Here is a 26,603-nt window from a genome sequence, read left to right on the forward strand (position 1 = left end):
ATGACAGATGAAGAAAATTTGGCTAGAGAACTTGAGGAGCGAAAGCGACTATATGAACGTCATCGCGAAGAGCTCTCGAAGCGCCAAATTTCGAATGCCGAGAACTTAGACAAGTCGATCTTGACCTATTCTGCGGCTGGGCTGGCTCTATCTTTGGGGTTTTTAAAAGACTTTATCCCGATTTCACAAGCTAAGTACGCTTGGACACTATACGGTTCTTGGGCATGTTTTACATTTGCAATTCTCATAGTAATTGCGTCGTATGTTGTAAGTCTGAAAGTCTTAAGGCTGCAGCTTGATAGAGCGGAACGCTACTATCTGGGACGCGAGGAATCCGCATGTAACGAATCCCTTTGGTGGGATAAATGTGCTGACTTACTTAATCATTGGTTGTCTGCAGTCGCGTTTGGAGTTGCTCTTGTACTGACAATTTTTTTTGTATCAATAAACTTAAGAGGTGCAAACATGGCTGAGAATAAAGTGACTAGAAGTATCGCTCAAGATGGCACAACAGGTTTAAGTATGCAGAAGGTGGTGCCCAGAACACAAATCGTTGAAAGAGGCATTACTGGCATGCCAGTCCAAGCCGTCACCCCTCCGTCACCAGCAAATAATCAGAGCTCATCTCAGCAAGGTCAACGCGGTACAAGCACTTCTTCCGGCGGTGGGGGAAAATAATTTTGGAGCTATTCGCGACGCTCTAGCTGCTGTTGAATAAAGGGATTGTCAGCATCGATATAGCGTAATGCTGATTGCATATTCTTCCATCCAACATAGGTCATTAACGTTTTAATGTCCCAGCCATTGGCCATTGCCCAGGTTGCTAGCCCTCTTCTTAATGAGTGGCTACTATAGAGTTCGCTTGAAACAACGCCGCAATCATGCAGGATCGAACGTAGCAGAGGCGCAATGCTGTCTATATGTATGCCCTTCTCACTAACATGCCCCCACCGATCGATCGCTCGAAACGTGGGACCTTCAGTTAGTTGTGCTGCATTTTGCCAATTCAAATAAGCCTCTACAGGACATAGTTTCGATAATGCTGGCACCTTAAAGGAGGTGCCTTTATATTGCCGATCACCTTTTGTGCGTGAGAGATAGCAAATCATGCCTTCTCCTGGAGAAGCAGTGATATTTTCTATTGTGAGTCTGGTCAATTCGTCGCTACGAAAGCCGCGCCAGAAGCCGAGCAATAAGAGGGCTTTGTTTCGTTTGAGCCGCAACGCTTGAGGTCGATTGTTAGTGCCCTCAGCGTCGTTGATTGCCTTATCCAGAGAGATGGCGACTTGTTCTAATTGTCCCAGCAACAGCGGTTTCGCCTGTTTTTCCTGGGTTGGATGAGAGGCCAATATGCCGCGAAATACGCCGCGCACGACTGGTGCCTTGGTTGGATCTGGAAATCCTTGATCCGTATGCCATCGCGCTAGCGCTGCCAAACGCTGCCGCAACGTGTTCGCCGATAAGGATTCGGCATAATCGGCGAGGTAGCGCGCAACACTATTGGCCGTCGCTGGCAAAAAACCACCCCACTCCACCTCGAAATGTTGAACAGCTGCTTGATAGCTTTTCCGCGTGTTCTCACGCGTCGCAGCATGTAAGTATTGATCGACTTTATCCATATTCGTTGAGTGGTTAGCGAAAACGTTATTACAGTTCGCATCATCAATTTAGGTCATGATTATCGCCATCACACAGGATAATCATACATTATCCTGTTTTATATTAATGGAAAATAAATATGACATGAAATAATATATAGTATGTAATTACATATTACGTAATGCATTATCTTATTTATGGATGGAGTGATCATGGCCCGCTCTGGGTTGTTAAAGTCGGATGTAAAAAAAGCTAGGGATTCGTTGCTCGCGCAGCAGATCAACCCGTCAGTGGATGCTGTGCGGGTCGCTCTGGGGAATACGGGGTCTAAGACAACTATTCATAAATATCTCAAAGAGTTAGATGACGATACGACTAACCCCTCACCCACTATCAGTGAGTCGTTATTAGATTTGGTGGAGCGTCTGGCCGCGCAATTGCAGGCGGAAACAGATTCTCAAGTAGACGAAATCCGTTCGCGGTTTAATGAGAAGGATCTCGAGCATGTCGCGGCAATTTCCGAGCAGCAGAATGCGATCGCGGCATTGAGCAGTCAGGTCCTGCAACTTGAATCTGATCTATCTCGTGAAAGAAACTCTGCAGCCGCAGTACAGGAACTCCTGCAGCAAGAGATGCTGGCCAGACATGCAGCGGATCAGCAAGTTGTTCACCTAAAGGAGCGCTTGGCGGAAAATGAATCTCATCGCCAATCCATCGAAGAGAAACATCTGCATGCGCGTGAGGCACTAGAACATTACCGACAATCAGTGAAAGAACAACGCGACCAGGATCAACGTCGGCATGAGCAACAGATTCAGCAGGTGCAGGCAGAGATGCGCCAACTGCAACAAAGCCTGGTAATTAAACAGGATGAGGTAACACGCTTGAATCAGGAAGGCGTTAGGCTAATAACCGATTTGTCACATGCTCAAAAATCGGTTTATGAACAGCAGACTTATGGACGACAGCTAGAACAAAAACTGGAAGCATTGCCGGTGATCCAGCAGCAGCACTATGTTCTTGTGATTAAACTAGAGGAGAAAGATATGCAGCTCAAGGAGCTTACGACTCAGATATCCGATGCAATAAACCGAGCTGCGGAATTGAGCAAGGATATTCATCGACTGGAATTAGAGTTAGCTAGCGCTAACGCGACCATTGCGGTTCAAGAAGCGACTAATGAACACTTTCGTGCGCATTTAGAACGGCAATGAACATCAAAACCAGGGAGTTTGCATGGCAATCGCATTGAAATTATTCGATGAACTCATTGATCTCGCCAAACCATAGGCCGTGGTTGAAAATCGTCCAGCTCCAAAACAGATCGAATATTGGGCTGGCCTCAGAAAAGCGGAGGGCGATAGGTTTGACTAACGATGTGCGCCTCTAGCTGAACGCAGGCATCTGATTTCGACCCAAACCGTACATTCCACACGCTTCTGGAAATATCAATGAGCCGGCTCTTTGACATCAGGTTAATAACGAGCACGCCTGAAATAATCAGCCCAATTCCTATCAATGCGGGCATATCGAGGGCCTGTTTGTGAAACACCCATCCGGCTATAGAGATGAGAACGATGCCCGCACCAGCCCATATGGCATATGAAATGTTGGTTGGCAAAGTCTTCAAGGCTACAGATAAAAAGTAGAACGAGACTGCATATCCAATCACCACAATTACGCTGGGAAGCAGCTTGCTGAATCCGTTCGATGACTTCAGTGTTGTAGTTGCAACTACTTCTGCCGGGATGGTCACAGTCAAAGGAATATAAGGTGACATCTTAGTTTCTTTCGATTAAATCCAACATGAGTTTATAGGCTGCGTTTGCGGCTTTTCGCTCTATTGGTGGTCCGATAACGTGGCTGTACCACAGCCCATCTGAGAACATCCTGCAGGCTAAATGTATATCTTTATTGATTGAGTCCGCCTCGCTCATTGCGCTGGTGTAATCCGCCCATTCCGCTAAGTACTTCTCTTCGCTAATAGCGAGCAAGGTAATGGCACGGCCAATTATCTGCACTCGCTCGCCCCCTTGCATGGCCAATCGCATGTAAGTACGGATGTGTTGTGCAGGCCCAGCTGGCTCCTCTTTAAGCACTTCCTCGTAGTCGACCGCGAATGCCTCAAAAACCCGTTCAAACAAGCCATCTATTAGCTGCGCCTTGGTTCGGAAGTGATGCTGCAGACCTCCTTTCGAAATTCCAAGCCTTTGGAGAACGCGCTCTTGCGTCAATAAGGCAAAGCCGTCGGCAAGCAGCACCTCTTGAGTTGCATCGAGAATACGTTCACGTAGCAAATCAGGTTGTCGAGTTCGTGTAGATGTCATGTTACAATCCGTCTGGATGGATTGTTATTGTACATCGAACCAATCCATTCGGTAAGTATTAGCCGCCCTATCAGTAAAAAATCCTGCGTTCAGGGCGACATAGCAAGGAAGTAAGACTTTACCCCCCTTTTTTTAGAGGTACGAGATGCATGAAGCAAACAAACTGCTCCTGTTACTGACATGCGTAACAGTTCCACTAGTTTTATTGAGTCACCTGATAGCAATTTGGTACTTGGGCGTTATGCAACGACAACGCTCTCAAATCTCAGCGAAAGTGGATACAAAAGCCGATTTGTTCGATGCAATTTAAGTCCGACGTAGTTTGAGAAACTAAGTCTGTAGAGACATTAATAGCGAAATGAAGCGAGGAAAACATGATTTTGATTACCGGAGCGAATGGCCAATTAGGAAGATTGGTCATTGAGAAGTTACTGCAAGACATTCCTGCGAAGATGATAGTTGCAGCCGTTCGCCATCCAGAGAAAGCCCATGACCTTAGATTATGCAGAAACGGCCGCAGTTGTGTTGACCTTAAAATCCGTTAAGCCAATCTACGAACTGTCCGGGGATAATAGCTTCACACTGAAAGATGTGGCTTCTGAATTGTCCAATCAGTCCGGCAAAAAGGTCGACTACCTTGACCTGCCCGAACAAGAGTATCAATCACTATTGCTTAACTATGGCCTTCCCGAAGGTGTCGCCGCTACCATTGGCAATGGCAGACACTGGCGCTGCCAACGGTGATGTATATAGCGAGTCTAGGGATTTGGCAGAGCTAATAGGAAGAAGTACTACGCCACTATCAAAAGTTGTTTCTGAAGCTCTTGACGCTGCGCGAAGCTGATTACTCCTTCATGGTTCAGCAGCCGGACATTTTCAATGAAATAGAGATGTCCGCTTTTGGCCGATAGCAGCCGTCTGCGTCCGCCCCTAAGCGAACATTCCTTGTGGTGCCATGTGCACTAACGGTCTAGAATTTCAGATGTGATTAGGCTAACCCTCCCCGCCTCTCCAAGTCCCAGCTTTATCTACCCCTGAGACAAAAGTGGAAAAATCGCGGGATGGCTTGCCCAAAACAGTTGCTACATCACGCGATATTTTGTCCAGCTTTCCCTTGGAGATATCTTCGTAAGCGGAACTTAGCATATATGCCCAATCAGCCAACACGCCTTGCGCAATCTGCTCAGTGACATACGTCTCCGGAGAGAGAGAAATATATTTGAGTTCGCAGCCTGCGCCGCGGTTTATTTCATCGGCAATTTCGTCAAAGTTCATTAAGCGTGGACCGGTAAGTTCATAGTTTTTTTCCAACAAGCCGGTCGTCCGTCAAGACAGCGACGGCAACATCGGCGATATCGTCTGCATCCACAAATGCTTCCTTACCACTGCCCGCTGGTATTCGCAGCTCACCTGAAAGTACTGCGGGTAGAAGGAAATCTTCACTGAAATTTTGAAAGAGCCAACGCAGCCTTAGACTGACAAGGTTCAAACCTGCATTGACGATGTGCTGTTCGGCTGCACGCATGGATTGAGAGAATTCACTTCAACGTCGACGATCACAAATATCAATAACAGCAAAAAGCGATGCTGATAAATAACGCCGTCAGCAATACATAATATAAATTATCGTTGGAACTTCCAAATATCATTGTTAATCATTTGGAAAAGTTAGAGTAAAACAAGTCAGTTCGTTTATCTTACTTGTTGCATCAGCCTTTCCGCTGTGCAGCAGCATAATCGATTGCACTATCGCCAAGCCTAAACCAGTAGACGATGCAGAGTTTGAGCGCGCAGTATCAGCTCGGTAAAAACGATCAAATAGCCTAGGTATGTGTTCTTCATCAATTCCAACTCCTGGATTGGTAACGCTCACAATTGACCCAGAAAGTATTGGCTCAGCACGCAAGCTGATCGTGCCTCCAATAGGTGTGTAACGTATCGCATTTGCCATAAGGTTACTTATAGCCCGTCGCAATAGAACCGCATCTGCATAAATACTCCCGCTTCCACTGACCGTAATTAGCACACCCGCCTCCTCTGCTACACCTTCAAAATAATCAGCGATCCGTTGCAATTGCTCTACTGAATTAATTTCTTTTTTGTTGACAGTAACCTGAGTATGCTCTGCACGAGCAAGAAAAAGCATACTCTCGACCATATGGGCCAGCCGCTCATACTCTTCAATATTCGAAATCATTAAACTTTGGTAGTCATCCGTAGTTCGCGCTTTCGTCAACGCGACTTGCGTTTGAACCATCAGATTATTTAAAGGAGTACGCAAATCATGAGCTAAATCTGCAGAAAACTGATTTAATCTTTGAAAGCTACTGCTCAGTCTGTCCAGCATGGCATTAAATGCCTGTACTAACTCATGCAGTTCCTGTGGCGCTGAATCTATGTCCAGGTGTGTATCCAATCGATGAACAGTGATGGAGCGAGCTTTACTGGCGATGGTCCGTATCGGACGCAATCCTTGATGCACCAACAGATATCCTAGAAGCGCTGCTAAGAGCGTGCCGCTTATAGCTGCCCCCCATACCTCGACTCGATATGCATCCAATAATTCCATGCGATCGGAGGTCGTGCGCGCGACAATAATTTTCAATTGTTCACCGCTACGCAATTTTGCTTTAGCTGAAATCGCACGTGCAGTTAGACCTGTAGAGGTCAGTATCGATTTGATAGATGCTCTGGTTGCGGACTCATTAATCGGAAGTGCATAGATTTGAGGTAACGTACCTTGGTCAGTATTTGTATGTAAAACAATGCTGCCTTGACTATCCTTTAACAATACAATCAACTTGTCATGATTGGCAGATGCGTCCAAGAAAAAGTGTGGATCTTGTTGGATAGAAGCGACCGATTCTGTTTCTTCTGCAATGTGCTGCATTAACCCTATCTTTCCGATTAATTCTTGATCGTCACGCGATTCCAGTTCGCTAGATAGCGCGCGGTATAAATAGGTACCAACACCCGTGAAGATAAAAATCGACACAAGACAAAATAAAATACCAAATCGTGTTGTTAAAGACATTCTTCGCAAGAACTTCATTGTCGCTCCTCTAGTACATATCCAATACCTCGCACCGTTTGAATAAGCTTGCGTGAATATGGATCGTCTAGTTTCGCTCTCAAACGACGTACCGCGACATCAACAACATTCGTATCGCTATCGAAATTCATATCCCATACTTGAGATGCGATTAATGAGCGGGACAAAACCTCACCCTGACGTTTTGCTAAAAGATGAAGCAAGGAAAATTCCTTGCCTGTTAAATCGATGCGCTCGCCATTGCGAATGACGCGACGCCTTAACACATCAATTACCATGTCCGATATTTCAATCACATCGGACTCACGTGTCGGGCCTCTACGCAGCAAGGTGCGCACTCTTGCGATTAGCTCCATAAAAGAGAATGGTTTGACAAGATAATCATCTGCCCCCAGCTCCAGACCTTTGACCCTATCTTCTATGTCATCCCGTGCAGTTAGAAAAAGTACCGTTGTGTCACGTGTTTTACGCAGCTCTTGCAGTAGTTGCCAGCCGTTGAGTTTGGGTAGCATGACGTCGAGGACAATCAGGTCATACGACTCGTGTAAAGCTTGATGCAATCCATCGGTCCCGGTTTGCGCCCAATCGACGATAAATCCCGCTTCGCTCAATCCTTTGCGCAAGTACTCCCCTGCCTTCACCTCATCTTCGACTAATAGGATACGCATAGATCATTTTCTCCATGAATGAAAGGTGATTATCTCGGATTGAAAGCGGATGTTGAATTACAAATTTGTAATGATGCTGTCATGTCTGTGTGCGCGATCACTTTATAAAATTCATTCATCGATACATTGAATAGCCAAACGGTTTAATCAATTTATCGCAGACTTTTTAAGTGGTTATCACTCTAACTTTGGAGAAATAAAATGAAATCCATCACCCAAAAAACGATCTTCGCGTTGACTCTTTCCGTCGCATCAGCTGCCGTTTTTTCGCAATCTGCGTTCGCCGGTGAATCTAACTATCCAGTACTGACGCAAACCGGACCAGCGAAAACGAAGGCCCAGGTGCAAGCAGAACTGCGTGAAGCACGGGCTAACGGGCAGATGGATGTTCCCGATAGTGCCTACCCAATTTTGGCGCCATCAAAATCAACAAAAACGCGCGACCAAGTCAAAGCAGAATTGAAGCAAGCTCAAACTAGCGAAGAGTTACAAAAATTTGAAAGAAAATATGGCGGATAAATTTTAGAATAAATAGCAAAACTTGGCCCTGCGGGGCCATTTTTTTGCTGACATTCTTAGGGCTAGCATAACAACGTCGCCAATTACATAAACATCGCTACTTAAGATTCTTGAAAAGTTCATTTAACTCTTTGTAAGTACCAATGGCTTGCTCCATTGCAAATTGATAACGAATAGCCGTGCCTATAAATACGGCTCGTTCCGTATCTACCTCAACAGTATTCCCATCAATGCTTTGCTGAGACGGCGTGCGATACAAAAGTTGAGGTATTAAATCATTACCTACCTGTGAAGGTGGCAATGACATTACTGAAGGCATCTTTTCAGGCTTAGCCAAGGCTCGGTTTAGGGCCGCGTTGAAATCAATATCACGTGCTTTATAGTTAGGCGTATCAGCATTTGCGATATTAGAGGCAACAATTTCTAATCGCTTGCTAAATAACCGTACTGAAGTTTCCCAAAACCGGTCATCCGAACTACGGTTCACAACGGGTATATGGCCTTTGCTTGTAATCCCTTCCATATAATTTCTCCTTATAACGTACGACAAGGTTTTAAAATATCCAGTGCAGGGCTGTAGACAGAATTTTTGATGTCTGTCATACCAAGAGTCGTGTGATAAATGTTGTCATGACTAAATGGTTTGCTTTGCAATGATTTAACGCAGCTGACATCCAGCGACGTACATCTGTGATATCTGGATATGATTTAAAGAATTTATTCACGACATTAAATTTGGATCTGATTTCATTCGGCAAGACGATCAATCTAGTTATATGAAGTCATCATCGGATTCGCTTCAGCCTTAGAAGATGATGGTGGCTCATACTCTTCTAGCAAATACAGAGGACGCCGTTTGCTTTCAATAAAAAGTCTGCCTAAGTACTCACCGATAATTCCAATGGCCATTAATTGCAATCCACCGAGTATCATTACGGTGACTATCAACGTCGGAAATCCTTTAACGGATTCGCCGATGAATAAAGTCTTTAGAAGAAAATAGATGGCATACAGAAACGCCATGCCGGCAAACGCCGAGCCCAGATAGGTTGCGATCTTTAGTGGAGCCACAGAAAATCCGGTAATTCCCTCCAGCGCAAAGTTCCAAAGTCGCCAGTAACGCCATTTGGTTATGCCAGCCGCACGCGCGTCTCTGTCATAATCCAGCGTCACATGCTTGTAGCCTATCCAGGCAAACAAGCCTTTCATAAATCGGTTGCGCTCCTCTAAAAGATTGAGCGCTTCTACAGCTCGTCTGCTTAATAAGCGAAAATCTCCAACGTCTGCGGGAACGGGCACATCACTTAAACGATTGATGACTCGATAAAAGGCATGTGCAGTTGCTTTTTTTAACCAGGACTCGCCGCTGCGGTGACGTCTACGCATATTGACAATATCGGCACCGCCCAACCATGCAGTGATCATCTTCGGGATAAGCTCCGGTGGATCTTGAAGGTCTGAATCAATAATGACCGCCGCATCTCCGGTCGACAAACGTAAGCCGGCGCTCATTGCTTCCTCCTTACCGAAGTTCCTGGTAAAGCGAGCTACGCCGATCTTGGAGTTATTCACTCTCAATCGCTGCAAAATAAGATGGGATTTATCTGTACTGCCATCATCGACATAGATAATTTCCCAGTCGTGGTGTAGGCCTGACAATGTCTTTTCTAAACGATCATGGAAGATCGGTAAGACGCTTTCCTCGTTGAACAAGGGAACAATCACTGATAATTTGTATGAAGAAGCCCTCACCTCATCGATACGGGAAATCGGATATAAGTTTTCCATCGCACTTCTCTATTCTTTAACGACATATTGCAAACGCGCACGGACGATGGATGAATAAATAAAGAATTATTTATTCCTTGAAAATACATCTGGCAGCGCCTAAACAAGAGCTTTCAAGATTGACGAAAACGCCAAAGCAAGATGTGCTTCTTGATGCTTTTTTAAAGAGCTAGCAGTTCGTCAGGGGGAATAGGACGAACTGCTAAATTGGGAGGGGTGTCAATCGAGGGGGGCGGAACGGTGCGTCAAATGTCGCGAGAGAAATTGCTACGAAATTAAAATATGTCTCTATGAATGTAGCAATGGGAAGGAACGAAATTTTTTGATCAATACCTAGGAAAAACTGTAGATGGTTTGCTGCGTGTAGCAATTCGTGTTCGACTGCCAACGAACTTGTAGCACTTATATCACCAGCTATCTCGGCATCATGTAATGAAACATAATCAGCCGTCGCACCGTCGGGAACAACGCTTACGTTGTGCTCAAGGTCGTGAGTAAGCCAGTTTGAATGATTACTCCATATGCCAACGTTAGTCATAAATACAAATATGACCAACATTACCAACGCGAAGTATTTCGAAACCGGTATGGCCATGATTTTGTTATTTATTGCCCTAATTGTCTGTCGAAAAGAAGAATAGTTGTGAACAAACAAATATGTTTGACACAACTACCCCTGTGATACTCGTGAAAATCGTCTTCAAGCTCAGTTAATAAAGTTTGACACAGACTTTTGATTTGGCAACCAGGGCACCGCTCTTGCAACAATGAAGTCTGACACAACTTCAAAATCATTTACCTATGAGCGGCCTATATTTCGCTGCGCCAGATGATCTGTTTTACCTGATTTTAGTGTCAAACTTTATTGTTTTGTGTCGAACTTAATTGTCGTCCGACAATAGTACCAAAATTATGCAAAAGATTAAGTGGGTTCACACTAATTTCTCCTACGTAACTTGCGCTTTTTACGAGTGCTTTTATGTTGTTTTTCAACTCGTAATTTAGAAGAATGCGAGCCAGAACGGCCAAACCAAATCAACGCCCCAACAATGATCATAGCGATGATTATTGATACGCCGATAAGCGTATTGGCCAGCCCCATCGGCACCCATCTATTTTCTACAAACATAATTTATATTTAAGCTGAATCAATTCGCTAATGGCCAACTTTCCTTTGAATGGGCACTTTCAGGTTCAGACGCAGGTCCGAATGTATGATCTTCTGAGGCTTGATCACATGCTTCCTTTTCAATCTGTATCGTGGTGTGATGGATTTCCCATTGCTTTGCCAAGACCTCTTGAATTGTTGCCAATAAAGTATCTTCGCCAATGTTCTGATCCTCTCCAACAACATGCATCGTCAAGCTAGTATTTCCACTGGAAATTGACCAGACGTGTAAGTCGTGCACACTGTTAACGCCGGCAATTTCTAAAACTGATTTCCGGACTTTTTCCAAATCAATATGTTCCGGCACGCCTTCAAGCAAGACATTTATACTTTCCCTCAGCAATATCCATGTCCTTGGCAGAACCCAAAAGCCAATTCCGACAGCAATAATTGAATCCACCCAAATCCATCCCGTAAAGCGAATGATCAGAGCGCCGGCAATGACTCCTATGGACCCCAGCATATCGCTCCATACCTCCAGATAAGCCCCCTTGATATTGAGACTTGCGTCCTTTCCGGCACTTAGTAATTTCATGCTGATCAAGTTGATAATCAAACCGAGAGTGGCAATGATAAGCATTCCTGTCGATTGAATCTCCATGGGAGATTGGAATCGTCGATAGGCTTCGTATAGGATGTACATAGCCACAAAGAACAGCATGATCGCGTTGAATGACGCGGCTAAGATTTCGAAACGGTGATAGCCAAAAGTTCGTCGCGCATCGGCTGCACGTTTGGCTATCTGAATCGCTATCAGTGCAATAGCCAGAGCGCTAGCGTCGGTGAGCATGTGTGCGGCATCAGACAGCAACGCCAGGCTTCCGGTTACCAAGCCTCCAATGACTTCCGCAACCAAGAAGGTTGACGTTAATACGAACGCCATTAGCAGATACTTTTGATTCTGCCCTTTGGGTGATACATGGGTGTGACCTGCGCTCATGGGATTCCTCAATTAAATTATCTGCATCTTCGAATACGCGTTTGCCCCTGCAATCTGCAGGCAATGTCGGTCAACGTTCCTTGCCACACTTACCGCAAAATTTCATCCCCGCAGCCATGTCCGCATTACATCCGGTACATTTAAGCGGCACCATGGAAACGCCACATTGCTGACAAAAACTCGCCCCTGCATTGTTTGCCGTTCCACACGCGTCACAATTCGCACTCGATGCTGCTACAGGTTGTGATCGCGCTCCCCAGCTGTCGTCTTGATTCCTTTGCGAGAAGTTATCGTATCGATCATGATGCTTACTACCTTGTCGACGAGGATGGCCGCCACCTAAAAGTTTTTCAAATATACCCATGATATTTTTCCTTTTCATTCGTAAGTTGCCATCAGATCCAAGCTATTTCTCCACATCGTGGTGTGCCACTTGATCTTTAGAACTGCATTTTTTACGTGTAAATCGTTTCCACCCAGGAAAGTGATGGAGCACTAACATGCCGTAGATAAGTGCTGTGGTTAGTATGGCTAGAACGTACATGCCGAATGCACTTGCCATGCCAACAGATGCGGTTGCCCATAGGGTAGCTGCAGTCGTTAACCCTTCTATTCTTCCTCGAACTTGTAGAATCACTCCTGCGCCAAGAAAACCAATTCCACTAACCACTTGTGCTGCAATTCTGGTCGGATCTCCGTTAACGACATGCATCGAGACTAAGCTAAACGCACACGCACCAATCGAGATGGCCATACAAGTCCGGACCCCCGCATCACTCCCTTGGCGCTCTCGATCCAGTCCAATAATTGCGCCGAGAAGACCCGCGAGCGCGATTCTGGCGGCAAAGAGCAATTCCATTTTCCAGTCCACATTAGCCTCCTGCTTAGTACAGATATGTTCGCACTACTCCATGTATTCTTGAATACATGTGCCGGAATAAGTTATAAACCGGCACCTATTGACTAGATAGCATTCAGATACTTGGAGACCTTAGCTAACGCTATTTTTTCCAGAATGAGAGTCTATGCATGAAGCCTGGCCGCCCATTATCCAATCCTGCCGATCCCTCTTCATCTCGGCGATGCGCTATCTTGTACAACAATGGCAATACCAACAGTGTCAGTATCGTAGAAGATATGATGCCGCCAATCACGACCGTTGCGAGTGGCCGCTGAACCTCTGCCCCCGTCCCTGTCGCGATCGCCATCGGTACAAAGCCTAAAGACGCTACCAGTGCAGTCATTAACACTGGCCTCAGTCGTGTCAAAGCTCCTTCATGGATGGCAACATCGAGCGTTCTGCCTTCCTCCCGCAAACTACGGATAAAGGAGATCATCACTAAGCCATTGAGCACAGCCACCCCTGAAAGCGCAATGAAGCCAATCCCAGCTGAAATTGAGAGCGGAATGTCTCTGAGCCAGAGCGCGGCTATTCCCCCGGTCAATGCAAAAGGTACCCCGGTGAAGACAAGCATCCCGTCCTTGGCATTTCCAAACATGACGAAGAGTAGAAGGAAAACCAGCAACAACGCCATTGGTACGACGATCTGCAAACGTTTAGTTGCGGACTGTAGTTGTTCAAATGTACCGCCCCAACTTATCCAATAACCGGTTGGAATCTTGACCGCCTCTTGCACTTTTTGCTGAGCGTCAGCCACAAATGAGCCGATATCGCGACCGCGTACATTGGCTGTCACAATAACGAGTCTTTTTCCGTTCTCACGGCTAACCTGATTAGGGCCAGGTGCCAGTGTAAGTTCCGCAACCTCACCAAGTTGTGTATAACCTACAGGACTGAGTGTAGCTCCCTCCCCTAACGGCAATCGAATAGGAATTCGTTTAATTGCATCAATGTCGTTACGTAAGATGTCTGGTAGACGAACAATGATGTCGAAACGCCGATCTCCCTGAAACAGCACGCCGGCTTCTCGGCCACCTACAGCGATCGAGAGCGCATCCTGAATATCGGAAACGTTGACCCCCAGTCTTGCCGCTTTATCCCTATCTATCTGAACGGTGAGCATTGGCAATCCAGTGGTTTGCTCCACTTTTACGTCCGCAGCACCTGATACGCCAGATAGTGCATCGGAAATCTGATCAGCCGTCGCGTTCATAACGTCCATGTTGTCACCAAACACTTTGACTGCAACATCGGCACGCACGCCGGAAATTAGTTCGTTGAAACGCATTTGGATTGGCTGCGTAAATTCATAGTTGTTGCCTGGAACCTTAGCTACAACTTTCTGCATTGCAGCTACCAACTCCTCTTTGCTGCGTTTCGGAGCGGGCCATTCAGATTGAGGCTTTAAAATGATGAAAGTATCAGCAACATTGGGCGGCATCGGATCCGTTGCAATTTCTGCTGTACCAATTTTTGCAAACACGCGTTCGACTTCGGGGAAAGTCCTAAGATTGCGCTCTAGCTCCTTCTGCATTTCAATCGCCTGAGTCAAGCTGGTGCCAGGAATCCGCATCGCATGTAGCGCAACATCACCCTCATTAAGACTAGGGATAAATTCACTTCCCATACGTGTCAGCAATAGGCCACTTAACACCACGGCAACACCAACGGTTGTGAGAACAAGTGGCTTTCTTTCCATCGCCCAATCCAACATAGGTTCATAGCGACGTTTGGACCATCCAATGAGGCGATTTTCTTTTTCACTGACCTTATCCCCAATGAGAAGTGCGACAGCCGCAGGGATAAAGGTGAGCGAAAGAATCATTGCACCAAACAGAGCAACTACAACCGTAAATGCCATAGGATGGAACATCTTTCCTTCTACTCCAGACAGAGCGAAGATTGGCAGATATACGACCATGATGATCAGCTGTCCGAATATCAATGGACGGCGTGCTTCCTTTGACGCTTCAAAAACTTCATGGAAACGTTCATTTCTCGTCAATGCTCGGCCAGCCTGAGCTTGCGCGTGTGACAGGCGTCTAATACAGTTTTCGACGATCACAACAGCACCGTCAATAATGATGCCAAAGTCCAATGCGCCTAAACTCATAAGGTTGGCACTTACCTTGTTACTTACCATGCCGGTGAATGTAAATAACATAGCCAATGGGATCACCATGGCTGTAATAATTGCAGCGCGAATGTTACCTAAGAAAAGAAACAGGATGGCGATGACAAGTAAAGCGCCCTCCATTAAGTTCTTCTTAACAGTTGCAATTGCCTTGTCGACCAAAACTGTTCGATCATAAACAGCGTTCGCAATCACGCCTTCTGGCAATGTTCGCTGAATCTCCTCCATTTTCTTGTCTACGGCAGCAGCAACCGAGCGGCTGTTTTCGCCAATTAGCATGAAGACAGTACCTAACACTACCTCACGAGAATTCTCTGTAGCAGCACCAGTCCTTAGTTCTGAGCCGAGTACCACGTCTGCAACATCCCGAATACGTACAGGTACACCTTGCTTCGTACCTACAACGATATTGGCAATATCGTTCAAGTCAGCTACCTGGCCTGGGGCACGAATCAAGTACTGTTCACCACGCTTCTCGATATAGCCGGCCCCGACGTTATTGTTATTACGTTCTAATGCTGTAACTAAGTCCTCCAGCGAGAGGCCATAAGACATCAATTTATCTGGGTATGGAGCGACTTGGAATTCCTTGGCATTTCCACCAATCGTATTAATCTCGGTGACACCAGGGACATTGCGTAGTTGCGGCTTAACAATCCAGTCTTGAATTTCTCGTAAATCGGTAGGCGTATATGGCTTACCGTCTGGCTTCAACGCTCCTTCCTTAGCTTCTACCGTCCACATATAGATTTCGCCAAGACCAGTGGAAATTGGGCCCATCGCTGGGACAACACCAGGAGGCAGCTTTTCCTTCGCCTCTTGAATCCGCTCGTTGACCAATTGCCGAGCAAAATAGATATCCGTACCTTCTTTAAAGATAACCGTTACCTGGGATAGACCGTATCGTGAAATAGAGCGAGTTTGCTCAAGCTTAGGCAAACCAGCCATTACGGTCTCAATTGGATAGGTGATGCGTTGTTCCGCCTCCAACGGAGAATAACCGGGTGCACTACTGTTAATCTGAACCTGAACATTAGTGATGTCTGGCACAGCATCGATAGGCAGTTTTTGATAACTAAAGATACCCAATGCTGCAATACCTAGTGTCATTAACATGACTAACCATCGCTGGTCGATGGCAAAGCGAATGATTTTCTCAAACATGAATTTTCCTTGAGCTAGAGGGCTGCGTCGCCGCGTTCACCACTATGTATGCGCACGATGTCCTCAACCGAGGAAACGGCAATTAGACCGTCTCCTGGATTGCCGGTATGTGATGCATTTCGGATAGCCTCAACAACTTCTTGCGCAATGTCGTCAGGACAAAACATCAGCAACGCTGTGTGCTCATGCATATCCGGGTTCCATTCGTCCGCTGTAAAAAAATGTCCGATTCCATGTCCCCTAGCGTGGCCACGTACTGGGAATAAGGTAAAGCCTGGCAAATGGCTAAGGTTCTGCAGCGCATGTTCGACAGCGTCTAGTCTGTGTGGCTGAATAATCGCAATGATCTGTTTCATATTGATCTCCTTAGTGGTCGTGGCTGGCACTTGCTTTGCCCAGCTCAGCTTTGATAAGAAAGCTGTTTGTCGCGGCATAGTCTTCGCCGGCTTTCAGACCTTTCAAAACTTCGATGAATTTTCCGTCCCTTCTGCTCAGCTGAAGTGGCCGTGCCTCCAAAACGTTTCCATAGCGAACGAATACTACGGTCCGGTCCCCCACGGTTTGGATAGAATCAGTTGTGACCGCTACTGGTACGTCAACCTCATCAGACACTAAAGCGACGTTTACCGCTAAGCCTGGTCGCCACGTACCTTTCGGATTCGCCAACACTACGCGCGCTTTAGCAGCACGCGTCTGCTCGCCCACGAGAGAGCCGATATATGAAACGGTTCCACTTCCCTCAGCATCAAATGCAGTTGCCTTAACTGTCGCTTTTTGGCCAGTTTTTAGCGCGTTGATGTCTTGAGCTCGAACAGTCAGATCGACCCATACAGTGGACAGATCCGAAATATCAAAGATATTTGCATCTTCTTTTGCTACCGTTCCTGCGGAAATACGTTTTTCAGTGATGACGCCGTCAATCGGGGATCGGATTTCATACTGAGTCAAATTGCTTGCTGATGGTGACGCGCCTAAAGCGGCAAGCTTCTGTTGCGCGCTTTGCGCAATAATTTGAGCTTCCTGCATTGTCGTACGTGCCTGCAAATAATCCTGTTCAGCAGAAATTTTCTCTTCCCACAATGTCTTCTCACGTTCGTATGTAGTACGTGCTAACGCTAGGCGTTTTTGGGCCGCAAGCAACTCGCTGCGTTGATCGGAAAGTGCTTGGCTAGAGATTACGGCAAGTATCTGACCTTTGCGAACCTGATCACCAGCATTTGCGCGAACTGATTCAACAATGCCTGCCAGCCGGGGCACCACATGCACGGTACGATCTTCGTTAAGGCGAATTTCACCGATCAGCTGTAACTCTGTTTTGATACGGACAGACCCGGCTTTGAGAATTTTCACACCATTTTGTGCCAGCTGTGTATCGCTCATAGCGACTTGAGCTTCTTCTTGCACGTACGAGAATTCATATGGTTTGTCGCCACTGGTTGCCTTGATCTGAACCTTAAATGAGTGTGGTTCTTCAATTACCGCATTACCCTTTAGATAACCATTTTCTTTTGAAAATGAGATGTTTTGTGGCGCTCGTCCAAGGCGTTCTAGGGTGACAACTAACTTCGTCGCAGCTGGGTCAAGTGGTTTATCATTTTGGTAGGTGTATACACGGAACTGAGGCTCGCCCTCATTCTCAAAAATAGTAATTTCCAGGCCATAGCCGTCCTTGGTGAATAGCTTTCCACCCTGAGGACCTTTTTGCGATACAGAGTCAGCATGATGTTCATCATCTTCGTGTTCACCAGCATCATCATGTTTTTCCGTGCTCTTTTCACCATGATGCTCCATGTCAGCATGCCCCTTTGCTTCAGCATGCCCATGTCCCTGTTCTTCGCTAGACGCACCTTTCCGATCCATGCCCAGAATTAGGCCGCCCAGCAGAAGGCCAATGACAACTACGATAATGATGACGGTGGTTTGTTTGTTGCGGGGGTTGATTTTCATCGTGGCCTCTAGTTCTTTGTGGCAGAAAATTGTTCGCCAAGCAGACGATCAATTGCGGCTGCGGCGCGGTGTGTTTCAGCTAACGAACGCAAATACTGCGCTTTGGCTTGGAAGAATGTACGTTGAGCATCAAGTACTTCTAGGAAGCTAAACTTACCGAGTTCGAAACCTTTGGTCGTTGCTTCATAGGCACGTTGCGCTGCAGGCACGACTTCAGATTTCAGCATTTCTGCTTCAATAATGGATGTACTTAAACGTCCATGTGTTTGTCCGAGTTCTCTGTTCAAACCGACCTCTACTGTGGTTAAGTCATCACGAGCTTTGTCGGTGCGACGAAGTGCTTCGAGAATATTCCCTTGGTTACGATCAAATAATGGCAACGGGATAGATAGTCCCACTACCGCTTGATTACGCCCCATTTGTTCATCACGCTTAGAGCCCAAAGTGAGAGTTACGTCAGGAATTCGACGAGAACGCTCTACCGCTGTCATGGCCTTTCTGCGCTCGACTTCTATCCTGGCTCGTGCCAAAAGAGGCGACTGTTCCAGGCGTTGCATCAGATCAGGCAGAGGAATAAGCGGAGGTAATTCTTCGACAGGCTCTTGAACTCGGTCGAAATCAGGAGCACGAGCTCCCCAAGTGGCGGCTAACTCCCGCCGAGCCGTAGTTAAATCGTTGACAGCTTGGGCAAGCTCAATACGCACGCCAGCTTCAGCGACACGTGCTCTTGTTTCTTCAACAGGCGAAATTTTCCCTGCCAATACGCGCTTCGACGCGATCGTCGTGGCGCGTTGCGCTAATTCGACAGTGCTTTGGGCAAGCCGATAGCGCTCTTGACCAATAACGACATCGTAGAACGCCGCTACTACCATCGCCCGTATTTCAGCTTGCTTCCCTGCCAGGTCAGCTACAGCCAAATCTCGACCGCGTTCGGCCGCAGCAATACGCGCGCTGCGCTTACCACCTAGTTCAATGGGTTGATTTATCTGCACCGTCGTTGTTCGCGTTTCCCGCTTGGTGTCTTCAATCAAAGTTGAAAGTTCGGGATTAGGAATAATTCCCGCTTGCTGAATCATTCCCTCCGTCGCCTCCACTTCCCGACGAGCAGCTGAAATTTCGGGATTGGCCCCGTATGCCAGGTCAAGCGAGGCAGCCAGCGTCAGTAGCGATATGTTTGCTGTTTTTGTTTGCCCAGCTTGGGTGATTTCGCCGCCATAAGACGAGTTCACCTGAGCATAAGCATGAATTTGGAGTGTTAAAGATACCGCAAATAGAAGCGGCAATAACGGCTTTTGCATCGAATTTCCTTAGTAATAGACAAAGGGAATCCAGCAACCAGCGCTATGAACTACATCAAGATCGAGAAAAAAATAGAACGAGCGGGTGCCGGATTAGGAAGCGGCGTGGACCCACTTTGGGCGTTCGGGACGCGGAGGGAGAATTGAAGCAAGTACTGAATTATCGGGCATGCGCGAAGTTGCATTTACGACATCGGAAATTAGAATGGCTGCGGGAATTTCTGCAATAGCAATGCCACCAAGATGACAAAATGCACAATCGATATCCGATGCAGAGCTAGATTTGGGTACATCGGCTTTTTCATCGCTTAACGACGCAACGTGCTTATGCTCATGATGGCCAAAATGTACAGTTGCCGGATTGATTTCATGCTGGCAATAAACCGCCGCTGCTGCCCAGCTTATCTGGAGCGGAACGATCAAAAGCATTAGAATGACTAGTAGGCGTTGCATAAGTTAAGATATTTTATAGCAGTTTTAAGAGATTCTCACAAAGAATTTATCGGTGAAGTAAATATTCGCGTTAATGTTGCAAGAACTTCACAATACAAAACTACCACCGGGGGCTGGCATCAGAATACGTCGAGGATTTTGACGCGGGATCTATACCCAGATCACCCTTGCGCTGCATCCGTCTGTGATGAAGTCCTGCCGGTATTACGACAAACTTGGGATTCATATCTTGCCGTCAATAACCTTCATCTAGAAATAATCAAATGGCTTGAGATCGTCCGTCGTAATAAAGAAGATGTTTTTATTTGTGTAGATTATCAAACCGACTGGGATTTATTCTGCGAGGCATTGGATTATCGTGTCCCACCTTGGTGTCACTACAAGCTTGTGAGCAACGAGATTGTCGAACTGATGCTTTACGATTTTTTTAAACAATCAGGTTTACCAGAACATCATGCGCTTTACGATGCGCAGGTAAATCGACACGCATACCGTCCACGTCACCCAAAAAAATAACAATCAGCATAGATTCATGCGAATCAGGCTTTCTTTGCTCTACTTTTTTCTGAACGCAAGTTGTAAGCAACGCTACCTATTACGATCGCAACAATCAGAAATTGCGCGACCGTCGTCTGCATGGTCGGATGGATGCCGAGCCAATCGATCTGCGGGAATGCAATCGGTGTGATATCAAAGACACCCACTTTTTGCAATGCAGCCACGCCCTTACCAACCATGACGAAGGCAAGAATGGCAACCAAGGCGGAACTAGCGGCAAAAAACTGACTGATCGGAAGCCGTGCTGATGTCCGCAAAAGTACGAATGCGATCACAGTCAAGATCAAGATGGCCGCAACCATTCCCGCTAACATGTATCCACCATTGCCGCCTGTCCAGAGTGCGGCATAAAACAAAACAGTCTCAAACACTTCGCGATAAACGGTTACAAACGAAAGCACAAAAAGCATGAGGGCAGAACGACGATTCAATGCAGATGAAAGTTTCTCTTTCACATAGGCCTGCCAACGTCCTGCCATGCTCTTCTGATGCATCCAAATGCCGACCCCCAGTAATACGACTGCAGCGAAGATCGCAGAAAAACCTTCTGTCATTTCTCGGCTAGCTCCGCTTAAATTGACAACATAAGTAGCAACCGCCCAGGTAACACCGCCTCCGACTAACGCAATGATCCATCCGGCGTGAACATATTTCAATACATCGCGCCGCTCAGCCTTCTTCAAGAAAGCTACCATGGCCACGATAACTAACAACGCTTCAACACCTTCGCGTAGCAAAATCGTGAATGCGCCAAGGAAAGTGGAAAGTGGATCGTCGGTTGCAGTGGTCAGAACATCTTGCGCTTTGGTCAGCATGGTTTGCAGTCTCTTCTCTGCAGCTCTTGCTTCATCAAGTTGGCCGAGCTTCACGATTGCACGGAAAGCGCCCATGCCTTTTTCTAGATCTACAAATAATTGTTTATCCTTGGCAGCTAGTGCTGGCTCTGCGATTTCAAATCCATCAAGATAAGCGGACAAGGCCAGTCGTGAAGCATTTGCTTTGTCGCCAGACTCCAACGCGCGAACGCTTTCAGATAACTTCATTTTAGCCAGAGCCAAACTGTCTTCATCAGATGCGGTGACAACGCTCGGTTCACTTCTCAGATATGCGAGAACATGGCCAGCAGTCGAGGGCAGTTGCTTGGATAACGCGGCTTCTGATGCTTGCGTCAATGCGCTCAGATTCGGTAAAACGCTGTGTATAGAACCATCGGAGGTCCATGCTGCTTTACCGGCCTGACGATCTGCGTCGCTGTACGCCAAAGTAGAAGCAAAGAATGCAATAGCCCATCTATCATCTTCAGACAACTGCGCAAAACTTGGCATAGAAGTGCCAGCAACGCCATGCGAGATAATCTGCTGTAGTGAGAAGACGCTTCGCTCCTTTGCTCGATCATGTCCTGAAAGTGCGATCGGAGGTGGATTGAGCTGCGCTGCTAATGGTCCATCACCATGACCTTTCGCGCCATGGCAGGAAGCACAATTGGCCTGATAGAGTGCGGAACCTCTTGCCAAATCAGGGGCTTTTGAAGGAGACAAAGGGACAGGGTAAGCTTGTAGTACCTGAGCCGCTAACGTCCGCGATAAAGAGCCGACCTCATTTGCCGGAGCTTTGTCTGCGATTAATTTGCGTAACTTTCCTGCCTGTCGCAATAAATCAGCACTGGCGTCGGTTTTCGGGAGACTCGCTAGTTGCTTCTCTGCATTTTCGGAAAATTCTTGCATCTCCGAATATTCACTTTTGCTAACGACCGCGCCATTTTGTACTGACGCTCCGTAATCTACAGCAAGGTAATCCAGGACCTGCCAGATTTGTTTCGCCTTGTCTTGAGTGGCTACATCTTGAGCGAAAGCGACTTGTGTCGAAGCCGCACTCAATAGTAGGAGAGAAATTGCAATAGTAAATTTTTTAAATGCGAGCATGGTGCTGTAAATATAAATAGGAATCATTGTATTTTACTTTGCTTAATTCATTCACAAAGCGATTTTCGAACTACTACCCACCTCACAGTGGGCCAAACTAGTGGCGAACCATGGTAGCGACGGTCTTCGGCTTCTCCTTCGCTACGGCAACAGTTGGGCGCATGTTTTCTATCACTAGCAGCACAGCGCCACAGACGATACCGATATCCGCAGCGTTGAACGCTGGCCAATGCCATCCACCCACATGAAAATCGAGATAATCAACCACGTACCCGTGCAATAAGCGATCAATCGCATTCCCGAGTGCACCTCCCAGAATTAGGCTGTAGGCCCATGCCGATAATGCAGGCAGTGGCTTGCGCAACTCAAGGGCAAGCCACATGGAAACGCCGAACGCGAGCGCAATAAAGAAGTACCGCTGCCAACCTCCAGCATCAGCCAGAAAACTGAATGCCGCACCAGTATTCCTGGCATGCACTATGTTGAAATAATCAGTAAGGGGAATAGATGCCCCATATGTCATCAACGTGGATATAGCAGCCTTGGAAGTGACATCGAGCATGAGTACTACCATGGCAAGAACCCACCAGCGTCTAGGGCGAGCACGAAACGGTGAGGTTTCCCTATACCGAATGAAGTTATTGATCATATTTTTTCTCTAATATTTTTTTAAGCCGGATTGGCACGGGCATCGGCTTGAATGCGCTCACATTCGCGTCTCCGGTGTTACCCAAAGGTAGCCGCCCCATGATATTTCCAATGGGTACCACCGCAAGCCGCAATAGTTGCCCGCGCATTTCCCGCCAATCCCGTCGAGCATATGCAATGCGCAGCATCCACAGATGACTCAGAAAATGCGGCCAGAACATGTACTGTCCAAGCACGTGCGCATCCTGCAGCAGCGTGCTCGCCCGAGCCAATTCACCGGCAGCAAACACGTCTTTCGTTTGCCGCAATATGCGGTTAAATGCGCGTCGAATGGATGTCGAATTTCCGTTCCCTGGGGATGGCAGGACAACCCGATTTGCAAGCATCCCCGACAGGATGCCGATTAAACCGCCAGCTACCACGTCGGCTGGAAAATGCGCGCCTCCCGCGATCCTTGCCCACCCCACCCACACCATATATGCCATGAGTAATGGACGAAACACGGGCGTCACGAGTCTCCAAAACACCACCACGGCAAGTGCTGCATAAACCGCATGACCACTGGGCAGGCTGTAAAGATCATGTGGAACTCCTATCATCTGTACATCGGCACCTAGCACCGTCAAAGGCCGCGGAAAACCTAGCCAGATTTTCAGCAGCCCCGCGCTCAACCACGCGAACAGAAAGCCGACGAGCAGGCGCTGGGCTTGCAGGAGTAATCGTGCCGCCGAGAGAAAATCAGCGCGCTGCGCCAAGAGTAAAAGCGCGCAAAACACCAGCGGCATGCCCCAGTAGTCACCAGCGATATTGCCGACATAGGCGAGTGGACGTAGAAACTCGCCGCTGGCATGGTTGATTGCCTGAAACCACGACACGTTTAAACCACCCCAATCGTACAAAACTTCTTTAACAGTCATTTCCGCAGCAAGCGCAAACCGTTAAACACCACCAGCAAACTGGCCCCCATGTCAGCAAACACGGCCATCCACATCGTCGCCTGCCCGGTAAATGTCAGCACCAAGAACACCGCCTTGATCCCGAGCGCCAGCAAAATGTTTTGCGTGAGGATGGTCGCGGTACTACGCGAGAGGCGCACAAACGCCGGCACTTTACGTAAGTCGTCATCCATCAGTGCCACGTCGGCGGTTTCGATCGCGGTATCGGTACCGGCAGCACCCATTGCGAAACCAATATGAGCCTTAGCTAGTGCCGGGGCATCATTGATGCCGTCACCTACCATGCCAATAATCGCGCCTTGCGCGGCGAGGGCCTCGACTACCTGTAGTTTGTCTTCCGGCAGTTGGTTGCCCCGTGCGTCGTCGATTCCCACTTCGGAGGCGATGGCTTGCGCGGTATGCACGTTGTCGCCGGTCAGCATAATCGTCTTGACGTTCAGTTCATGCAATTCCGCAATCGCTTGTCGGCTAGTTTCACGCACGGTGTCGGCCACACCGAAGATCGCAAGAACGTGCTTCGCCGAACCCAACATAACTGCCGTGCGTCCTTGGCGTTCCAGTGTTTCTAGTTGACTGGTAAGTTCAGGTGCTACTTGGCCTCGTTCGGTTGCCAGTCGATAGTTGCCAAGCCAATATGACGTGGCGTCGATACTTCCCTCAACGCCACGTCCAAGTAAGGCGCGGAAATTATCAACTTCATTGCGCCCCGCTGCGTGCGCATCGCCATACACCGAAATCGCGCGCGAGACTGGATGGTCCGAGCGTCCTGCAAGGCTGGTGGCGATTGCTAGGGTGTTTGACTGAGAAACGTCACTCGGTAGGTAATCGGTGACGCTTGGTTTACCGAGTGTAAGAGTGCCGGTTTTATCCAGCGCCAGCCAGTTGAGCTTGTGCCCTTGCTCCAAATACACGCCGCCCTTGATTAGGATGCCCTTGCGTGCAGCAGCCGCGAGACCGCTGACGATGGTGACCGGTGTCGATATGACCAGCGCGCATGGGCAGGCGACTACCAATAGGACTAAGGCCTTATAGATCCAGTCATACCAAGGCAGCCCAAATGCAAGTGGCGGCATCAGCGCAACCAAGACTGCAACAACGAACACTGCAGGTGTATAAATCTTAGCGAACTGGTCGACAAAACGCTGAGTCGGTGCGCGACTGCCTTGTGCTTCTTCGACGGCGTGAATGATGCGCGCAAGAGTCGTACTTTCAGATCGCGCGGTGACTTCAAACTCGAAAGAGCCCGCGTCATTGATCGTCCCGGCAAACACTGTATCGCCAATGCCTTTTTCAACCGGCACGCTTTCACCGGTAATGGGCGCTTGGTTAATCGTCGACTGTCCACTGATTAACTTGCCGTCCAGAGCAATGCGCTGGCCAGGCCGCACCTGAATTACGGCACCAAGCGGAATATTCTTTGCCTCCATTTCCGCCCAAGAACCGTCTGCCTGTCGCACCGTCGCGATTTCCGGCGTCATATCCATGAGCCCACGGATTGCGTTACGCGCACGGTCCAGTGACTTCTGTTCAATTAACTCGGCCAACGCAAACAGGAACATGACCATCGCTGCTTCAGGCCACTGCCCTATCGCCAGCGCACCGGTCACCGCGATGGACATCAAGGCATTCATGTTGAGATTGCGATTTCGTAGCGCAATCCAACCTTTCTTATATGTATCAAGGCCTCCAGACAGAATGGCCACTAGCGCCAGCGCGATCACCATCCAATTATTGCCACCGTTAGCCCAGTGCACGACTTCGGCGGATACCGCCGTGATACCGGAAAACGCCATTGGCAGCCATGAAGCGTTCGGTGTCGGTTGGGACTGTGCTCCGTCTTGAGCACTCCCCTGCGTTTCTGCCCCGAGGCCTATTTCTTGCAATGCAGCCAGTGCTAGTGCCAGCGCTTCTGGTGCATGCGTGAGCGTCAGCGTGCGCTGCATCAGATTGAACTGCAGCTCCTCAATGCCCGCCATGTTATGCAGTTTCTTGCGGATCAATCCTTCTTCGGTCGGACAATCCATCTTGGAAATGAGCAGTGTGGTGCGGTGGCCTCCCAGTTCTTGCACCTGCATGCCGATTGCAGACAGCGCCACCACCAGCGGCGCGGTGGATGACAGCGTATGGGTTACTTTAAGTTTGCGTTGCACCAAGTTGAAATCGAGTGCGGTAACCCCTTTGATCTTTTGCAGACTGTTTCGGATTAAGCCCTCTTCCGTGGGGCAGTCCATATTCTCAATGCGAAAAAAAGTCTGTGCGCCTTTCAGATCAGATTCATTTTTCTCCACAACGGTTGCGTTGTTGGCAGCGCTGCATCCTTTGGAGCTACAGGTACTCATGATCAATCCTTCAACTTTGACAATATTGACATTTAAAACTATGAAGCGACTTGAGAGTCAAGCACAAAGATTGTGCTGGCTTAACTCAATATCAGAAAAATACAAGCCACCGCAATGTTTAAGTGAGAGAATATCTGGTGAACAATGAGAAATTGAAGATCGGCGAATTGGCTAAACTTGCTCATTGCCAGTAGTAATGATTCGGTATTGCGAACACAAAGG

The 26,603-nt window shown here is 47.7% G+C and carries 26 protein-coding genes and 1 pseudogene; 6 read left to right on the forward strand and 21 right to left on the reverse strand.

From position 1 onward, the window contains the following. A complete protein-coding gene (locus BQ6873_RS02980; RefSeq protein WP_076591320.1) occupies nucleotides 1-678 on the forward strand; it encodes a hypothetical protein in 678 nt (225 codons plus the stop codon). 8 nt (nucleotides 679-686) lie between these two features. Here the strand turns inward: BQ6873_RS02980 and BQ6873_RS02985 are convergent, their stop codons facing one another. Beyond that, nucleotides 687-1,619 (reverse strand): tyrosine-type recombinase/integrase, encoded by a 933-nt coding sequence (locus BQ6873_RS02985; RefSeq protein ID WP_076591321.1) that lies wholly within the window; start codon nucleotides 1,617-1,619, stop codon nucleotides 687-689. 192 nt (nucleotides 1,620-1,811) lie between these two features. On the opposite strand from BQ6873_RS02985, the gene BQ6873_RS02990 reads away from it, so the two are divergent. Continuing rightward, nucleotides 1,812-2,813: a DNA-binding protein gene (locus tag BQ6873_RS02990; RefSeq protein WP_076591322.1), complete on the forward strand. Its 1,002-nt coding sequence runs from the start codon at nucleotides 1,812-1,814 to the stop codon at nucleotides 2,811-2,813. Between the two features lie 245 nt (nucleotides 2,814-3,058). Here the strand turns inward: BQ6873_RS02990 and BQ6873_RS02995 are convergent. Then, nucleotides 3,059-3,379 (reverse strand): annotated as a pseudogene (locus BQ6873_RS02995) (SMR family transporter); the annotation flags it as partial. A gap of 1 nt (nucleotide 3,380) precedes the next feature. After that, nucleotides 3,381-3,926, reverse strand: coding sequence for a TetR/AcrR family transcriptional regulator (locus tag BQ6873_RS03000; protein ID WP_076591324.1), 546 nt, complete (start codon nucleotides 3,924-3,926; stop codon nucleotides 3,381-3,383). Nucleotides 3,927-4,300: 374 nt separating this feature from the next. Here BQ6873_RS03000 and BQ6873_RS18395 point away from each other — a divergent pair, with 374 nt between their 5' ends. Both BQ6873_RS18395 and BQ6873_RS18400 read left to right on the forward strand, forming a co-directional pair. After that, nucleotides 4,301-4,471, forward strand: coding sequence for an SDR family oxidoreductase (locus tag BQ6873_RS18395; RefSeq protein ID WP_331712976.1), 171 nt, complete (start codon nucleotides 4,301-4,303; stop codon nucleotides 4,469-4,471). Next, entirely contained in the window at nucleotides 4,416-4,670 is a 255-nt protein-coding gene (locus tag BQ6873_RS18400) for a Rossmann-fold NAD(P)-binding domain-containing protein (protein ID WP_076591325.1), read from the forward strand. The genes BQ6873_RS18395 and BQ6873_RS18400 overlap by 56 nt, the downstream gene beginning before the upstream one ends. A gap of 249 nt (nucleotides 4,671-4,919) precedes the next feature. On the opposite strand, the gene BQ6873_RS03010 is transcribed toward BQ6873_RS18400, so the two are convergent. From BQ6873_RS03010 to BQ6873_RS03025, 4 genes are all read right to left on the reverse strand, one after another. Beyond that, a complete protein-coding gene (locus BQ6873_RS03010) occupies nucleotides 4,920-5,240 on the reverse strand; it encodes a Rossmann-fold NAD(P)-binding domain-containing protein (protein ID WP_162274194.1) in 321 nt (106 codons plus the stop codon). Beyond that, nucleotides 5,221-5,451 carry a Rossmann-fold NAD(P)-binding domain-containing protein gene (locus BQ6873_RS03015; protein ID WP_076591327.1) on the reverse strand — a complete coding sequence of 77 codons (231 nt, stop codon included), beginning with the start codon at nucleotides 5,449-5,451 and terminating at the stop codon, nucleotides 5,221-5,223. The genes BQ6873_RS03010 and BQ6873_RS03015 overlap by 20 nt, the downstream gene beginning before the upstream one ends. A 126-nt stretch (nucleotides 5,452-5,577) precedes the next feature. Beyond that, entirely contained in the window at nucleotides 5,578-6,978 is a 1,401-nt protein-coding gene (locus BQ6873_RS03020; protein ID WP_076591328.1) for a heavy metal sensor histidine kinase, read from the reverse strand. After that, entirely contained in the window at nucleotides 6,975-7,646 is a 672-nt protein-coding gene (locus BQ6873_RS03025) for a heavy metal response regulator transcription factor (RefSeq protein WP_076591329.1), read from the reverse strand. The genes BQ6873_RS03020 and BQ6873_RS03025 overlap by 4 nt, the downstream gene beginning before the upstream one ends. A 201-nt stretch (nucleotides 7,647-7,847) precedes the next feature. On the opposite strand from BQ6873_RS03025, the gene BQ6873_RS03030 reads away from it, so the two are divergent. Further along, nucleotides 7,848-8,165 carry a DUF4148 domain-containing protein gene (locus BQ6873_RS03030; RefSeq protein ID WP_076591330.1) on the forward strand — a complete coding sequence of 106 codons (318 nt, stop codon included), beginning with the start codon at nucleotides 7,848-7,850 and terminating at the stop codon, nucleotides 8,163-8,165. A gap of 97 nt (nucleotides 8,166-8,262) precedes the next feature. Here the strand turns inward: BQ6873_RS03030 and flgB are convergent, their stop codons facing one another. The 10 genes from flgB to czcI form a co-directional block, all read right to left on the reverse strand. Next, complete coding sequence (flgB, locus tag BQ6873_RS03035; protein WP_076591331.1) at nucleotides 8,263-8,688, reverse strand: flagellar basal body rod protein FlgB; 426 nt, start codon at nucleotides 8,686-8,688, stop codon at nucleotides 8,263-8,265. A gap of 245 nt (nucleotides 8,689-8,933) precedes the next feature. Continuing rightward, nucleotides 8,934-9,953: a glycosyltransferase family 2 protein gene (locus BQ6873_RS03040; protein ID WP_076591332.1), complete on the reverse strand. Its 1,020-nt coding sequence runs from the start codon at nucleotides 9,951-9,953 to the stop codon at nucleotides 8,934-8,936. A gap of 1,148 nt (nucleotides 9,954-11,101) precedes the next feature. Then, nucleotides 11,102-12,061 (reverse strand): cation diffusion facilitator family transporter, encoded by a 960-nt coding sequence (locus BQ6873_RS03050; RefSeq protein ID WP_076591334.1) that lies wholly within the window; start codon nucleotides 12,059-12,061, stop codon nucleotides 11,102-11,104. Between the two features lie 70 nt (nucleotides 12,062-12,131). Beyond that, nucleotides 12,132-12,443, reverse strand: a complete 312-nt coding sequence (locus tag BQ6873_RS18420; protein WP_407928004.1) for a zinc ribbon domain-containing protein — start codon at nucleotides 12,441-12,443, stop codon at nucleotides 12,132-12,134. A gap of 24 nt (nucleotides 12,444-12,467) precedes the next feature. Continuing rightward, nucleotides 12,468-12,932: an MgtC/SapB family protein gene (locus tag BQ6873_RS03060; protein WP_231949212.1), complete on the reverse strand. Its 465-nt coding sequence runs from the start codon at nucleotides 12,930-12,932 to the stop codon at nucleotides 12,468-12,470. Nucleotides 12,933-13,062: 130 nt separating this feature from the next. Beyond that, nucleotides 13,063-16,260: an efflux RND transporter permease subunit gene (locus BQ6873_RS03065; protein ID WP_076591336.1), complete on the reverse strand. Its 3,198-nt coding sequence runs from the start codon at nucleotides 16,258-16,260 to the stop codon at nucleotides 13,063-13,065. A 14-nt stretch (nucleotides 16,261-16,274) separates the two neighbouring features. Beyond that, the gene (locus tag BQ6873_RS03070; protein WP_076591337.1) at nucleotides 16,275-16,616 is read right to left on the reverse strand and encodes a P-II family nitrogen regulator; all 342 of its coding nucleotides are present in this window, start codon (nucleotides 16,614-16,616) and stop codon (nucleotides 16,275-16,277) included. Nucleotides 16,617-16,626: 10 nt separating this feature from the next. Then, nucleotides 16,627-18,207 carry an efflux RND transporter periplasmic adaptor subunit gene (locus BQ6873_RS03075; RefSeq protein WP_076591338.1) on the reverse strand — a complete coding sequence of 527 codons (1,581 nt, stop codon included), beginning with the start codon at nucleotides 18,205-18,207 and terminating at the stop codon, nucleotides 16,627-16,629. An 8-nt stretch (nucleotides 18,208-18,215) separates the two neighbouring features. Continuing rightward, nucleotides 18,216-19,505, reverse strand: a complete 1,290-nt coding sequence (locus BQ6873_RS03080) for a TolC family protein (RefSeq protein WP_076591339.1) — start codon at nucleotides 19,503-19,505, stop codon at nucleotides 18,216-18,218. A 93-nt stretch (nucleotides 19,506-19,598) separates the two neighbouring features. Beyond that, nucleotides 19,599-19,958, reverse strand: a complete 360-nt coding sequence (gene czcI / locus BQ6873_RS03085) for a cation efflux protein, CzcI family (protein ID WP_076591340.1) — start codon at nucleotides 19,956-19,958, stop codon at nucleotides 19,599-19,601. On the opposite strand from czcI, the gene BQ6873_RS17870 reads away from it, so the two are divergent. Further along, nucleotides 19,953-20,474, forward strand: a complete 522-nt coding sequence (locus BQ6873_RS17870) for a hypothetical protein (protein WP_231949213.1) — start codon at nucleotides 19,953-19,955, stop codon at nucleotides 20,472-20,474. The genes czcI and BQ6873_RS17870 overlap by 6 nt on opposite strands. A 23-nt stretch (nucleotides 20,475-20,497) precedes the next feature. On the opposite strand, the gene BQ6873_RS03090 is transcribed toward BQ6873_RS17870, so the two are convergent. From BQ6873_RS03090 to BQ6873_RS03105, 4 genes are all read right to left on the reverse strand, one after another. Next, nucleotides 20,498-22,438: an FTR1 family protein gene (locus BQ6873_RS03090; protein WP_076593908.1), complete on the reverse strand. Its 1,941-nt coding sequence runs from the start codon at nucleotides 22,436-22,438 to the stop codon at nucleotides 20,498-20,500. Nucleotides 22,439-22,535: 97 nt separating this feature from the next. Continuing rightward, on the reverse strand, nucleotides 22,536-23,087 hold the full coding sequence (gene lspA / locus BQ6873_RS03095; protein WP_076591341.1) for a signal peptidase II: 552 nt from the start codon (nucleotides 23,085-23,087) through the stop codon (nucleotides 22,536-22,538). Then, nucleotides 23,077-24,003 (reverse strand): DUF3703 domain-containing protein, encoded by a 927-nt coding sequence (locus BQ6873_RS17965; protein ID WP_076591342.1) that lies wholly within the window; start codon nucleotides 24,001-24,003, stop codon nucleotides 23,077-23,079. The genes lspA and BQ6873_RS17965 overlap by 11 nt, the downstream gene beginning before the upstream one ends. Continuing rightward, nucleotides 24,000-26,381: a heavy metal translocating P-type ATPase gene (locus tag BQ6873_RS03105; protein ID WP_076591343.1), complete on the reverse strand. Its 2,382-nt coding sequence runs from the start codon at nucleotides 26,379-26,381 to the stop codon at nucleotides 24,000-24,002. The genes BQ6873_RS17965 and BQ6873_RS03105 overlap by 4 nt, the downstream gene beginning before the upstream one ends. Nucleotides 26,382-26,603 lie beyond the last annotated feature (222 nt).

This window comes from Herminiimonas arsenitoxidans (assembly GCF_900130075.1).
Lineage (GTDB): Bacteria > Pseudomonadota > Gammaproteobacteria > Burkholderiales > Burkholderiaceae_D > Oxalicibacterium > Oxalicibacterium arsenitoxidans.

What these genes read in the sequence shown, in the direction of transcription:
- BQ6873_RS02980 (WP_076591320.1), top strand. Translation starts at nt 1, where the DNA reads ATGACAGATGAAGAAAATTTGGCTAGAGAACTTGAGGAGCGAAAGCGA.
- BQ6873_RS02985 (WP_076591321.1), bottom strand. Translation starts at nt 1,619, where the DNA reads ATGGATAAAGTCGATCAATACTTACATGCTGCGACGCGTGAGAACACG.
- BQ6873_RS02990 (WP_076591322.1), top strand. Translation starts at nt 1,812, where the DNA reads ATGGCCCGCTCTGGGTTGTTAAAGTCGGATGTAAAAAAAGCTAGGGAT.
- BQ6873_RS03000 (WP_076591324.1), bottom strand. Translation starts at nt 3,926, where the DNA reads ATGACATCTACACGAACTCGACAACCTGATTTGCTACGTGAACGTATT.
- BQ6873_RS18395 (WP_331712976.1), top strand. Translation starts at nt 4,301, where the DNA reads ATGATTTTGATTACCGGAGCGAATGGCCAATTAGGAAGATTGGTCATT.
- BQ6873_RS18400 (WP_076591325.1), top strand. Translation starts at nt 4,416, where the DNA reads ATGACCTTAGATTATGCAGAAACGGCCGCAGTTGTGTTGACCTTAAAA.
- BQ6873_RS03015 (WP_076591327.1), bottom strand. Translation starts at nt 5,451, where the DNA reads ATGCGTGCAGCCGAACAGCACATCGTCAATGCAGGTTTGAACCTTGTC.
- BQ6873_RS03020 (WP_076591328.1), bottom strand. Translation starts at nt 6,978, where the DNA reads ATGAAGTTCTTGCGAAGAATGTCTTTAACAACACGATTTGGTATTTTA.
- BQ6873_RS03025 (WP_076591329.1), bottom strand. Translation starts at nt 7,646, where the DNA reads ATGCGTATCCTATTAGTCGAAGATGAGGTGAAGGCAGGGGAGTACTTG.
- BQ6873_RS03030 (WP_076591330.1), top strand. Translation starts at nt 7,848, where the DNA reads ATGAAATCCATCACCCAAAAAACGATCTTCGCGTTGACTCTTTCCGTC.
- flgB (WP_076591331.1), bottom strand. Translation starts at nt 8,688, where the DNA reads ATGGAAGGGATTACAAGCAAAGGCCATATACCCGTTGTGAACCGTAGT.
- BQ6873_RS03040 (WP_076591332.1), bottom strand. Translation starts at nt 9,953, where the DNA reads ATGGAAAACTTATATCCGATTTCCCGTATCGATGAGGTGAGGGCTTCT.
- BQ6873_RS03050 (WP_076591334.1), bottom strand. Translation starts at nt 12,061, where the DNA reads ATGAGCGCAGGTCACACCCATGTATCACCCAAAGGGCAGAATCAAAAG.
- BQ6873_RS18420 (WP_407928004.1), bottom strand. Translation starts at nt 12,443, where the DNA reads ATGAAAAGGAAAAATATCATGGGTATATTTGAAAAACTTTTAGGTGGC.
- BQ6873_RS03065 (WP_076591336.1), bottom strand. Translation starts at nt 16,260, where the DNA reads ATGTTTGAGAAAATCATTCGCTTTGCCATCGACCAGCGATGGTTAGTC.
- BQ6873_RS03070 (WP_076591337.1), bottom strand. Translation starts at nt 16,616, where the DNA reads ATGAAACAGATCATTGCGATTATTCAGCCACACAGACTAGACGCTGTC.
- BQ6873_RS03075 (WP_076591338.1), bottom strand. Translation starts at nt 18,207, where the DNA reads ATGAAAATCAACCCCCGCAACAAACAAACCACCGTCATCATTATCGTA.
- BQ6873_RS03080 (WP_076591339.1), bottom strand. Translation starts at nt 19,505, where the DNA reads ATGCAAAAGCCGTTATTGCCGCTTCTATTTGCGGTATCTTTAACACTC.
- czcI (WP_076591340.1), bottom strand. Translation starts at nt 19,958, where the DNA reads ATGCAACGCCTACTAGTCATTCTAATGCTTTTGATCGTTCCGCTCCAG.
- BQ6873_RS03090 (WP_076593908.1), bottom strand. Translation starts at nt 22,438, where the DNA reads ATGCTCGCATTTAAAAAATTTACTATTGCAATTTCTCTCCTACTATTG.
- lspA (WP_076591341.1), bottom strand. Translation starts at nt 23,087, where the DNA reads ATGATCAATAACTTCATTCGGTATAGGGAAACCTCACCGTTTCGTGCT.
- BQ6873_RS17965 (WP_076591342.1), bottom strand. Translation starts at nt 24,003, where the DNA reads ATGACTGTTAAAGAAGTTTTGTACGATTGGGGTGGTTTAAACGTGTCG.
- BQ6873_RS03105 (WP_076591343.1), bottom strand. Translation starts at nt 26,381, where the DNA reads ATGAGTACCTGTAGCTCCAAAGGATGCAGCGCTGCCAACAACGCAACC.